This is a genomic window from Secundilactobacillus odoratitofui DSM 19909 = JCM 15043 (genome assembly GCF_001434895.1).
GTDB lineage: Bacteria > Bacillota > Bacilli > Lactobacillales > Lactobacillaceae > Secundilactobacillus > Secundilactobacillus odoratitofui.
This window is the reverse complement of record NZ_AZEE01000027.1, coordinates 232,955-245,250: the sequence shown is the minus strand read 5'-3', so window position 1 is coordinate 245,250 and position 12,296 is coordinate 232,955. Positions and strand designations below refer to the sequence as shown.

12 protein-coding genes are annotated in these 12,296 nt (G+C 44.4%); 11 read left to right on the top strand and 1 reads right to left on the bottom strand.

Going from position 1 to position 12,296, the window contains the following annotated elements; all coding sequences use genetic code 11:
* Positions 1-199: 199 nt before the first annotated feature.
* From FD04_RS03515 to FD04_RS03490, 6 genes are all read left to right on the top strand, one after another.
* On the top strand, positions 200-871 hold the full coding sequence (locus FD04_RS03515) for a response regulator transcription factor (protein WP_054699332.1): 672 nt from the start codon (positions 200-202) through the stop codon (positions 869-871).
* The gene (locus FD04_RS03510) at positions 868-1,932 is read left to right on the top strand and encodes a HAMP domain-containing sensor histidine kinase (protein ID WP_056947051.1); all 1,065 of its coding nucleotides are present in this window, start codon (positions 868-870) and stop codon (positions 1,930-1,932) included. Before FD04_RS03515 ends, FD04_RS03510 begins: the two co-directional genes overlap by 4 nt.
* 92 nt (positions 1,933-2,024) lie before the next feature.
* Positions 2,025-2,540: a hypothetical protein gene (locus FD04_RS03505; RefSeq protein ID WP_054699336.1), complete on the top strand. Its 516-nt coding sequence runs from the start codon at positions 2,025-2,027 to the stop codon at positions 2,538-2,540.
* A 16-nt stretch (positions 2,541-2,556) separates the two neighbouring features.
* Positions 2,557-3,162: a CatB-related O-acetyltransferase gene (locus FD04_RS12910; protein WP_054699338.1), complete on the top strand. Its 606-nt coding sequence runs from the start codon at positions 2,557-2,559 to the stop codon at positions 3,160-3,162.
* 21 nt (positions 3,163-3,183) lie between these two features.
* Positions 3,184-3,456, top strand: coding sequence for a hypothetical protein (locus tag FD04_RS03495; protein WP_054699340.1), 273 nt, complete (start codon positions 3,184-3,186; stop codon positions 3,454-3,456).
* Entirely contained in the window at positions 3,453-4,097 is a 645-nt protein-coding gene (locus FD04_RS03490; RefSeq protein WP_056947048.1) for a hypothetical protein, read from the top strand. Before FD04_RS03495 ends, FD04_RS03490 begins: the two co-directional genes overlap by 4 nt.
* A 154-nt stretch (positions 4,098-4,251) precedes the next feature.
* Here the strand turns inward: FD04_RS03490 and FD04_RS03485 are convergent, their stop codons facing one another.
* Positions 4,252-4,815 carry a Crp/Fnr family transcriptional regulator gene (locus tag FD04_RS03485; protein ID WP_054699345.1) on the bottom strand — a complete coding sequence of 188 codons (564 nt, stop codon included), beginning with the start codon at positions 4,813-4,815 and terminating at the stop codon, positions 4,252-4,254.
* A gap of 112 nt (positions 4,816-4,927) precedes the next feature.
* Here FD04_RS03485 and FD04_RS03480 point away from each other — a divergent pair, with 112 nt between their 5' ends.
* From FD04_RS03480 to FD04_RS03460, 5 genes are all read left to right on the top strand, one after another.
* The gene (locus FD04_RS03480) at positions 4,928-5,518 is read left to right on the top strand and encodes an NAD(P)H-dependent oxidoreductase (protein ID WP_054699347.1); all 591 of its coding nucleotides are present in this window, start codon (positions 4,928-4,930) and stop codon (positions 5,516-5,518) included.
* A gap of 320 nt (positions 5,519-5,838) precedes the next feature.
* The gene (locus FD04_RS03475) at positions 5,839-6,885 is read left to right on the top strand and encodes a DNA/RNA non-specific endonuclease (RefSeq protein ID WP_056947044.1); all 1,047 of its coding nucleotides are present in this window, start codon (positions 5,839-5,841) and stop codon (positions 6,883-6,885) included.
* A gap of 146 nt (positions 6,886-7,031) precedes the next feature.
* Positions 7,032-7,649: a sugar O-acetyltransferase gene (locus FD04_RS03470; protein WP_054699352.1), complete on the top strand. Its 618-nt coding sequence runs from the start codon at positions 7,032-7,034 to the stop codon at positions 7,647-7,649.
* Between the two features lie 94 nt (positions 7,650-7,743).
* Positions 7,744-8,715: a nucleoid-associated protein gene (locus FD04_RS03465; RefSeq protein ID WP_082603105.1), complete on the top strand. Its 972-nt coding sequence runs from the start codon at positions 7,744-7,746 to the stop codon at positions 8,713-8,715.
* A 262-nt stretch (positions 8,716-8,977) separates the two neighbouring features.
* Positions 8,978-12,271, top strand: coding sequence for a MucBP domain-containing protein (locus tag FD04_RS03460; protein ID WP_056947039.1), 3,294 nt, complete (start codon positions 8,978-8,980; stop codon positions 12,269-12,271).
* Positions 12,272-12,296: the final 25 nt, after the last annotated feature.

Here is a 12,296-nt window from a genome sequence, read left to right as displayed (position 1 = left end):
TCGAATTAAGAAATTAATTCGATACTTACCAATATGGACTTTTTTCCCAGCCTCTTTTTTGATGGCCCGACTTTTTCTGGACCACCGTCATAATCTCTCGGCCTTAATTATTATTATTAATAACTCGCTGTATCATTCTAAACTTAATCGCGTCATAATAACTATAAATAAGCAAACACATTGAGAAGGGGTGCGTACAATGGCCAAAATTTTAGTTGTTGAAGACGACGTTCAGTTCAATCAAATCCTCCAAGTTATCTTAAAGCAGCACGGACATGAAGTGACAACGGCGATGGAGCCAAACGAGGCGTATGATCAGATGTATGATCACCGGTTTGATCTCGTGTTATCCGATATTATGATGCCCAACGTTGATGGGTATGAATTTGCACAAACAATCCGACACACTGATCCAGCACTGCCGATTCTGTTCATCACCGCCCGAGATGATATTGCCTCCAAGGAAAAGGGCTTTAATTCAGGTATTGATGACTACATGGTTAAGCCCATTAACTTTGAAGGATTGATTCTGCGTGTGAACGCATTACTTCGTCGGTCTCAAATCAATCAAGATAACGTGTTGACGATTGGTAACTTGACATTAGATGCGGAAGCGGTGAGTGCGATGATTGCCGGCAGTGAAGTTAACGTGACGGTGCGGGAGTTTAACATTCTATACAAACTGTTATCGTACCCCAACCACGCTTTTTCACGGGCCGAGCTGATTAATGAGTTTTGGGACCTTGATGGCGACACAAATTTACGGGCGGTTGACGTGTATTTGTCCAAACTGCGCGACAAGTTTGCAGCGGCTAACGGATTTGAACTGAAGACCGTTCATGGATTGGGTTATAAGGCGGTGCTAAAATGAAAGCCAAAAAAAGGGTTGCCGTGCATGTAAGTCACTTTTCATGGTTTGAAGTGTTTTTGAGCTTCTTAGTGATGAGTTTAGTGGCAGCAGTACCGGGATTATTGTATGGTCAGCATAACTGGCACGTGGTGTTCAGTGTTTATTCGCTTTGGTATGCACTATATTGGGTGATTGTTGCGCTAGTGTTCGTTGGCTTCACCGCTTGGCAACGGTATCGAAGTATGGACCGACCGTTACGGGAGCTTAGTGACGCCGCCGAGCGAGTGGCCAGTGGTGATTTTTCGGTTTATTTACAGCCATTACACAGTCCGGCGAACTATGATTATCTAGATGCGATGTTTGCGAACTTTAACACGATGGTGGCGGAACTAGGTTCAATTGAAACGCTGAGTGATGACTTTGTTGCCAACGTGTCACACGAGTTTAAGCGGCCGCTAGCAAATATAGAAGGCTATGCGCAGGCGTTGCAGTTACCGAATTTAAGTGAGAAAGATCGGTTGCAGTACACCACGACCATCATTCAGGCAACACAACAATTATCTAGCTTGGTGACAAATGTTTTGCGACTTAGTAAGCTACAAAATCAGACAATCAAACCACAACTTGAGCTATTTGATCTAAATACTCAGTTGACGCGGGTTGTTCTGGATCATGATGCAATGTTGGAAGCTAAGTCGCTAGAGATGGCTATTGAATTACCAGAAAAGCTTGAGCTGACCTCTGATGCGGCACTACTTCGAGTGGTTTGGCAAAACTTGCTAAGGAACGCGATTAAGTTTACCTCGGTGCACGGCCAAATCAGCTTGAAAGCAGTTCAGACTAAAACAGCCGTTGTCGTCAGTTTTCAAGATACCGGTGAAGGAATGTCTGCTGAAACCCAACGGCACTTATTTGATAAATTTTACCAAGGCGACAGTTCTCATGCCTCAGAAGGTAACGGACTGGGGATGGCTATGGTTGCACAGATCCTCCACCTGGTGAACGGAGAGATTCAGGTGACTAGTGCGATTGATCAGGGGAGCACCTTTACCGTGACGTTGCCACTAACTCAAGAAAAATAATGAATTAACAATTCAGCAACATTTCGACAACATTAAATTAATAAGCGCCCTGTATTCTAAACTCATCAAATGAATACAAGGAGCTTTTTATTATGACAAACAATCAAGATTTCATCGCATACGAATACTTACAACAAACGGTACCAGTAGCCTTTGAAGCTGCTTTTACTGATGGCTACGAGAACTTCGGCTGGCAACTTGATAAACGCAGTGTAGCGTTAAATCAGAAATCAGTTCACCTACAATTTAAGCGTGATCGACGAATTGATAACAAGGTCGAATTGAACCGGCTGCAACGCCAATTTGATGAACAAATGGCTGAGGTCGTACAACTAAATCGTCAACAGGTCGCGATTCCTACTGTCATTGCAATTACAGTAGGCCTTCTAGGAACGGTGTTCATGGGTGTTTCGGTTTTTGCATACTTAGCTGCATTCTTAGTGCTGTCCATCGTAGTCGCCGTACCAGGATTTCTGTTGTGGGGCGCAAGTTACTTTGTCTACCGTTGGTACCAACGACGAATTACGACAAGGATGCAGCCTAGCATTGAAGAACGGCTAGATCAAACCGCTGCAACTTGCCAGAGTGCATTCACGTTAAGTCACTAATTAAGGAGTTGATTGAATGACCGTTTTAACACAATCATTTAAGGCCGATAACCTGTTTGTTGGTCGGTACACGTTCTATGATGGCAGTGATTTTGAAACCGACTGTGTGCGGTATAACGTGCCGGGCCACGGAAATTTGAAAATTGGAAGTTTCTGCAGTATTGCTGCGAATGTGCAGTTTATGATGGGGGCTTCAAACCACTCTATGAATAGCTTCTCTACTTACGCATTCGGGGTTGTAAACTCAGACTGGGGGCAACGATTAGGCATGACCAAGGCTGATATGCCTGTGAAGGGCGATACGGTGATTGGTAATGATGTCTGGATTGGTCGTGGCGCAGTTATTATGCCGGGTGTTCACATCGGTGACGGTGCAGTGATTGGGGCGTACAGTCTTGTCACAAAAGATGTCGCGCCATATACCATTGTTGGCGGTAATCCCGCTCACGTCATTCGAACGCGATTTGATGAAACTATGGTGGCATTTTTGGAACGATTCCAGTGGTGGCAATTGTCTGATGAGTTATTACCACTAGTGATTCCGTACGTTAGTGATGTCAATCAGGAACGTGCATTGATGGGACTTCGGCGGTTTGCGCGAGAACACCAGCTTGCGAGTTAAGGGAAAGAGGAGCGATAACGGATGATTGTCTACATTGAAGTAATAATTGGTGTGGTTGTTGGGTTAGTAACAAGTTGGTTGCTGAATATCGTCAAGCGGCCTTCAAATCGAGTGTGGCAGCGCAGAACTGAAGTACTTGGTATTGCAATGGGCGTACTAGGTGCCATATCGGCAACTCAGTTTGTGAGTTATGGACCTCAGTTTGTTGGCTGTAGCGTTATTCCTGCTGCGGTTGGTGGCATCGTTTTAACAATAGTTGTCTTATTTACCGGTAAAAGTTGGTTCTCGATATGAAGTGGTTTCGAGAAACACAGTTTGCCAGACATTATGAAAACACAATCGACCGTATGGCGCTGTTCAGTGCAGTTAGTTTGCCATTCGGTTTATTGGTGGCCTTAGTTAAGTTAGTTTTGGGGATCGCCTTTGGTTCTGCGTGGTTGCTACTATTTGGCGGTTACTATTTAGTGCTTGTTCTTGCCAAAGCGTTTTTGCTACAACGGTATAGTTTAGAACGATTGGAACGTCTTTCAACTTTACAACTAAAACGACATTTGCTCTTGGGCCAACGAATTGGCGGTATTAGCTATTTTTTACTCAGTGCGGTGTTTACCGGAATCTGTGCTTGGCTCTATCGGAGCGGCGTTGACGTCCATTACACTAAAAATGTGACGTTACTGATTGCAACGATTGGATTTGTTAAATTTATTAGCGCTGTCGTTGGACTCATCCGGACTCGTCACATTGACAACGCTTGGGTTAGACTATTAAAAGCCTTCAACGTGGCCAATGGTGCCGTTGCTATCGTATTAACTCAGTATGCGCTATTGGAAATGCAACGGTCTGCTTCGGCAAGTAGTTCCACTGGATTATTTGGAATGGCAGTTGGGTGCATCTTGATGTTGGTCGGTGTTCGATTGATGTTACGGCGTAATTGATGCAAGTGGTCTTAACTGAATGATCACGGTGCCAAAGTAAAATAATTTATGAGTAATTCAAATAGGCACAAGCAAAAAGGCACAGCCAAATAGGCACGGTAATCGAGAAGTTGTACGGTTACTGTGCCTATTCGATATTTAATGAACTTTTGCCTTACGACAACCGCTTCCGAATGCGACTTAGCGACACTGGTGTGATACCAATATATGACGCCAGTTCATTGAGCGGTACTCGGTCAATCAACTCAGGTTCATCTTCGAGTAAGGCTTGATACCGTTCGATGGGCGTGTTTTGTAGTTGTCGCAGCATTCGGCTTCGATACGTGATAAAACGCTGGCTGATCCAGCGGCTCATTGATTGTTCCAAACTTGGGTAACGCTGACAGAGCGTTTCAAAATCAGTTTTACTTAATTTGAGTAACTGGCTGTCTTCGAGGGTTTCCAGTGAGCAATCGCTGGGTTGTGCTAAATAAAAGCTTTCAAACGAACTCACAATTTCATTTTCAAAGAAAAACTGGAAGGTGATCTCTTGACGGTCACCAGCTTGCCATAGGCGCAGTGCACCTTTAACAACGATGTAGATGGTTTGGCTAACATCGCCCTCCATCAACAATTGCGTATGAGCTGGGACGCTCAATGGTGTTAGTAATTGCTGACATTCATCCCAATGGTCTGCGAGTTCGGGAAACTTACTACCAATTAACTGTGGTAATTTCATGGGTAATTGACCTTTCTGGTATTTGTTTGGGCAATTAACATAAGTTAAGGCGCGAAAGAACGGAAGTTACTATACTAACCTCATTATATAAGAAAAGTGAGGCAACATTAATATGAAAACAGTGATTATCTTCGACCATCCTTACACGAGTAACGCCAGTGAGAATGTTCCACACCAACGCTCATTTTTAGCAGCCGTTTATAAGCAAGTGCAGACGCAATTAACCGCCGAGCATGGCGAAGTAGACTTAATCGACCTCCACGCTGATCATTTTGATCCCGTCATGTCAGCCCAAGACCTGGCCAACTGGCGACGTGGTGTGCCAATCAACGACCAAATTGCGGATTATCAGGCCCGACTGCTTGATGCTGACCAAATTATTTTGATGTTTCCGATTTGGTGGGAAGTGATGCCCGCGATGACTAAGGGCTTTCTGGACAAGGTTTATTCAAAAGGTTGCTTGTATGAGGCTGGTTCAATGCAGACCAAGTTGGTGAAGCAACCGCAGATTAAGGTGATCACCACCATGAGCACGCCAAGTTGGCTTTACCGTTGGGTGTTTGGGGCACCGTTGCTAAAGGCACTCTTCCGCGGCACGTTCCTCAAAACGCGCCTATTTCATTTCAAGTGGTACGGTTTCTCGCAAGTTGAGAAGAAGTCGTTGGCGCAACGTCAAGAGATGATTCGGAAGTTTAAGGTGTAGTCTGTCATCCATTTGATGGACGAACAAGTAGATATATTATTCTAAGGGTTAAACAAAATAACATCATACTTAAAAAGCGGTGCAACGATTTTATAAATAATCGTTACACCACTTTATTGGTAGGACGTTAGGTAATAGAATGACTATTTTTTTGAGGAATGCTGCAATCAGAATCTTCAAATTAACCATCTAATTCCTCAATTAGTGATTGCTTCATACGTCCACAGGCGATATGATGAATGATATTAAAGGGTGTATCATATATCAATATTATTTACTGCTAATTAACGGTGGTAGATACAGAAGTGGAAGGGGCAACCATGACTCATTATTTCAAGAAATCATTATCACTCGTACTGCTAGCCGGCGCGTTGCTCGGCGGCGAACAGTTGGTTCAAGCGCAGACAGCGGCAGCCAAGACACAGTCGACGGCAACCATTGTCAGCAAGCTGAATAGTTACACCAAGGCAAAATCAGCGGGGCCAACTAAGGACTACTATTATACCAATGGCAAAGCTCGGTTTGGTTCATTTGCCGGTATTAAAACGGGTGGCACGCACTTCGCTAGTGACAGTCACCATCGTTCAGCAACAGCGCGGGCGGTACTGACTTACGGCGAGTACAAGTCATCGAAGGGCAGTCGCCAAGGCACGCCGCGTGATCCTTATAAGTGGCCTAGCAGTAATCCAATCGTGGCGGTGACTTATTCACTGACGCACCACACTTACCATGGCTATCTGTGGAATCGAAGTCATTCAATTGGCGATAGTCTTTTAGGTAAAAAATCTTATACTTCTAGCGCAAACTTTACGACTGGGACTCGCTCACAAAACGTTGGGGCGGATCAAAACGGTGGCATGCGTTACGCTGAAGAAAAGGTTGAACATTACTGGGCTAGTCATCCAGGGACCAAGCGGACGGTTAAGTATGAGACTACGCCGGTATATCACGGTAATGAAGTCATTCCCCGTGGTTCAATCGTCGACATCAAATCGTCTGATAACAAGTTGAACACTGAAGTTGTCGTCTTGAACTCAGATGAAGGCGTTAAGATCAATTATTCAACTGGGAAGGCGACTGCCAAGAAGACGGTTACTAAATCCAAGTCGACCACTAAGAAAACAACTAAAAAATCAACTAAGAAAACTGTCAAAAAGACGGTTAAACGGACGTCTAAGAAGTCATCCAAGACCCATAAGTCAGGCAAGTGGACGGTGGCTGCTTCAGGTAAAGTCTTCGTTTCCAACAGCAACATTTATTACACTAAGGTGAAAAACCCTGGTAACTACACCTATGAGTCAAGATCAGCAGCGATTCATGGTGGTGCCCGGAAGGCTGTTCGCGGAAACGGCTATGCCCAACCTTAGATTGAATGTTGAGTAAGTCATCAATTAAACTGGCATCGCAAACCCGTAAGCTGGGTTAGCGGTGCTTTTTTTACGTTTGAAGTGTTGTTGTTAAAAACGTTAACTATGGTAAGATTGCAGGTAACAATTTCAAGGAGGACATCGAAATGGTTGAACGCACTGAGAAACAAAGGATGCTGACGGGTGATATGTATAATTCAATGGACCCTGAGTTAATAAAATTGCGGGGAGTCGCACATAAGCTTTGTGCTGAGTACAATCAACTACTGGAGACCGAAGAAGAGCAGCGTCAAGCCATCACTGAACAATTGTTGCCAAATCACGGTGAGGGTACTTATTTACAGGGGCCGATTCAATTTGACTATGGTCAGTTCACGTCAGTGGGGGTGAACTTTTATGCTAATTTCAATTTTACGGTGTTGGACGAAGCGCCGATTACAATTGGCGATAACGTCATGTGTGGACCCAATGTATCGTTGATGACGGCTTTACATCCTTTAAGATATCAGCAACGCAATATGCGGGCGGATGAGCATGGTCATTTAAATTACAGCTATGAGCACGCTGAACCAATCACGATTGGTAATAACTGCTGGCTGGCTAGTAATGTCACGGTCATTGGCGGGGTCACAATTGGTGACGGCTGCGTGATTGGTGCTGGCAGTGTTGTCACCAAAGACATTCCGGTAAATTCATTGGCGGTTGGTAATCCCTGTCGCGTAATTCGGCCAATTACTGAGGCGGATACCTTGGCGGAACGATAACTGATAACTGTCACCTGTTCAATTATCCGTCAGTTGCCACCACACCATCAATTTTGTATGATTGTATGGAACTAAGCAGATAAAGGTGGTCACCATGAGAATAGTAGAAGCAGTCGTCCACGTGATGGACAAAGATTCAGGCAACGTTGTGGTTTCGCACAAGGCGGTTGATCCCAGTGACGTGGTCATGGAAGAGTACCTGCAAAAAGCGATTGAGAAGTTAATGAAGACGGAATATACGGAGGCCAATCTGGCGGATTGTCGGGTTGTTGCTAACTTAGTCAATCATCCGGCTGATTTTGTTGCCAATTCGGCGCAAATCAGTTTAGATTTCTTTGACGCGATTAAGGGCGCCACTAAGATCAATGGCGGTGATTTGTTGTTCTTCCGTGCCCAAAATGATGATTTAGTGGATATGACGGGGATGATCAAACTCGATTACAACGCTAAGTATCTCCACTCAATCGAGTACGATGAGGACTTGTTGGTCAACACCATCATTCAAAATAAAACGATTTTGCCAGCGCCCGTTACGACCGTTAAAGACGGCTTCCTGGTGATGGGTGATACGATTCGGATTCAGTCCAAGAAGTACGATAATAATGGTGAAGACTGGACGTTCGCGCAAAATATTCTGCAAATACCGGTGGTGAAAAAGGTCTCGGAGGAGATTAAGGTCATCGAACGGACGGTGAAGGAAACCGCTAAAAAATACACGGAAAACGATGTGTTGACGGTACCAGAAACGCATAAAGCCGTGTATGAAAGTATCAAAAAAGACGAGCAGATCGATAGCGAGTACGTTGCGGAGAAGGTCTTCCAAGATAACCCAGAGGCTAAGGTCGCATTCAGAGAAAAACTCAAAGAGCGTGGGGTTTCCGAAACGGTGCGAGTGCCCAATGCACCCATTTTTGAGAAGAAGTATCAGAAACAAAAAATCAAGTTAGGCAACGGCATTGAAATGACCGTACCAGTCGATGTTTTAAAGAACAAGGACGTCGTGGAATTTCGAACTAATCCAGATGGGACGATGTCAGTTATCGTTAAGAATGTCGAACGAGAATAACTAGAGAAGTCAACTAATCTGGTTATGAAACCATAAGCATTTGTCATCAAAATGAAATGTTAGTAAAAGTGGGATAAAAGTCGCGTTGTAGCAGCCTTTATTCCACTTTTTAGTAGCTGAACTTATCCACCTTTCTACAAACCAATGTACATATATATCAACTTGTGGCAAAATGAAAGCGATTAATCGAATGATTAGTTAGGATTGTTTTTTATATAGTTTAGGGTATTAACTACTTATCTTTATTTTGGGAGGGGACAAAATGGTAAGTCAAAGTAAGCATCAACAAGTACAGCGGATGAATTCGAAGGTTCGTTATAAATCTTATAAAGTTGGAAAACACTGGGTAGTGGCCTGTATCGCTAGTTTCGCGATCGGTTCTGGATTATTCTTTCAGTCAGAGCTGAAATCGTACGCGGCCACTACGGGTGAAGCTGGGACAACTGCTGTGACATCGACGTCTACAGCGGCCATTGCGGCTGGAGAGACGGAATCAGCAAAACCGGCCACTACGACGACTGATACGGCCAGTGACGTAAACACGGCAGCGCTTAAAGACACGTCATCAGAGATCCAGTCAACTGTTGATACAGCTAAGAGTACGGGGGTAGCTGTTACAACGAATCCAGCCAAGACGGTGACGACCACACCTGATGAGTTAGCGGATACGGTCGCCAGTGTGAAGGCCGATTATGATCAGCAAGCGGCTGCTATACAGACGGCCACGGATACGCAGACCGCGAATAACGATGCGTATGATAATGCTAAGGCGGCGTATGATAGCAATCAGGTTGAAATTAAATCGACAGCAGATGGAGGCTGGACTGACGCTCAGTTAGTAAAGCTACTTACTGGAAAGGGTGCAAATGACAAAACTGATGTGACAAATGCTGTTGCAGATGACGTCACGGATGCAGATCTGCTTGCTGCTTCTGATGAAGCCAAGAAAGCTGCCCAAATTAATGTAAAAGCTGGCACGGTTGTTACGGATGAGAATGGTAATCCAGTTAAGATGAACCAGGTTATTCATTTTTCCGATAACGCTTCACCGTCATGGAAGTATAATAGTGTTTTCCTTGATCCAGCAACTGGGAAATGGATTGATGCTGTTGAAACCATCACGGGATATGTTGCTGCGAAAGATGCAAAGGGACAGGTATTAGCGGATCAATATATTGAAATTTATACCAATAATATTGGATTCAATCCACACAATATTCAAGACGTGAGTGCAAGTATTAAATATTATTATGCGGGCACAGATGAAGCCGCTAATATTGATACTATCGTTGGTTTTGGTGATCTTGATGCGCTACAAGGAATTTCAATCGATAATGACTACTCTACTATTTTGAGGGGATCTCAAATTGCTGTGGACCAAAATGGTGTTAATCGGTCTACCAATACTGCAGGTGTAGAATCTTGGATGGCTGTCGGTCAAGTTTGGGCATTGCAAAAGAATGCTAGCGAAACAGATTACACTTTTTATGGTCAAGTTAAATCTGATGGTACTACAGAAAATTTGAAACCAGTTCAATTCATCGGCGGCATTGCCTTTTCAATCGTAGTGCCAGATTCACCAGTCAAAAAGATTGAGACTGCAGAATACACCCCAACAACCATCCAAGTCACCACCAAGAATACCGTTAACTACCAAGGTGCTGGCACAGCAACACCAACCGCAGTTCCCACCCCTATCACTTGGACTGGCAGTTATGATGCAACCACTGACAGCTACACGTGGACACCTGATCAGTCAACCATTAGCGTTGCGTCACCCGTAATTGATGGTTACAGCGTTTCACCGCAAACCGCAACTTGGAATTTAACCGCAATCACCACCGATCCAGCTGATGAAAGTCTAATGGTTAGTTATTATCCAACACCAACTGTTAGTGGGAAGACAGCCTTAACCGTTCACTATGTGGATGAGAAAGGTCATTCACTCCAAACCGCTACCACACAAACTGGCGAAAGTGATACGTCATTCACCATTACACCACCACAAATTGAAGGTTACTGGATCAACACTGCACCGATAAATGATACTTATCACGGTAACGCAATGTCAGTAACACTGACATATCAAAAGTACGGCGAGCTGCCAGAAAACACAACAACGACACTTGATATACACTACGTTGATCAAGCAAACCAAACAATTGCACCGGACGTCAGTCAAACAGGCAAGGTTGGTGAATCCTTCACTATTAAGGCACCGACTATTGCTGGTTACCGGCTAAAGGCGGGGAGCCAGCCAGCGGTTGTTGACACCTATCGCGGCAATCACATGGCCGTCACGTTTATTTATCAAAAATATGACGTTGCCATCAACCCTGCCAGTCAACTTGTTAACAAGTTTGTTGATCAAGATGGACAACAAATTAAGGATGCAACTACCATATTAGGCAAGGCTGGTGAGGCATTTACCACTGAAGCACCAAGCATCGATGGCTATCGCTTGAAGAGTCAGTCATCTGTTAGTGGTACGTTCAAGGGTAATCGGATGATTGTCACGTTTGTTTACCAGCAACTCGGCCAGCTGCCAACCAATTCTGCTAGCCAGCTAGTTGTCCATTATGTCGATGAGGCGGGCAAAACGATTCACGACGATACAATTGAAAAGGGCGAGATTGGGGCGCCGTTTACAGCAACTGCCCAAAGCATCGATGGGTATCAGTTATTGAGTAACGACCACGTTGCAGGAAACTATCAAGGTGACCAGATGGTTGTGACGTTTACTTACCGTCAACTTGGTACCTTGACGAATAAGATGACGAGTCAATTGGTCACACGCTACGTTGACGAAGCTGGTCATGCTATCCAACCTGATTTGACCCAGACTGGCAATCAAGGTGAGGCATTCACTGCTAAAGCGCCTAATATAGCCAATTACCGGTTACTCAGCCAACCAACGATTACTGGAACGTATCATGGTGATACAATGACGGCAACGTTTGTTTACCAGCAACTCGGCCAAGTTGCAGTTAATACTCAGACTAATTTAGTGATTCACTACATCGATACGGCCGGTCATTTGATTAGTCCGGATACCACGCAAACTGGGTTAACTGGCATTGACTTCACCGTTCATGCCGTCACTGTGCCGGGTTATGCCGTAGTTGCGCAAGATACCGTTACAGGTCAATATCAGGGTAATCAAATGCAACTGACCTTCGTTTATCAAAAGGTTACGGCCAGTGTTCCAGAAGACGATAAGACAACTGATAAGACGCCGACTGAAACTCAGCCTAATTTGACGCCGGAAACTGAAAACACCGAGACGACACCGAGTTCAGAAACGGCTCCTACAACCGGTGTGACAACTGATACACACCCGGGAACGACTGAAGTGGATAGCGATACGACAAATCATCAGAAGAGTAACGTATCATCGCCAGAGGCGATCACTACAAGTAATGCTCTAGCAACGGCTGGTGACCAAAAGTTACCGCAAACTAGTGAACAAACTAATCTAGTTTCGTTAATTGGTTTAGGATTGTTAGGCTTACTAAGCAGTTTTGGTTTCGTCAATAAAAAGCGTCGACAAGATTAATTTAACGTTTAAAAATACACCATTC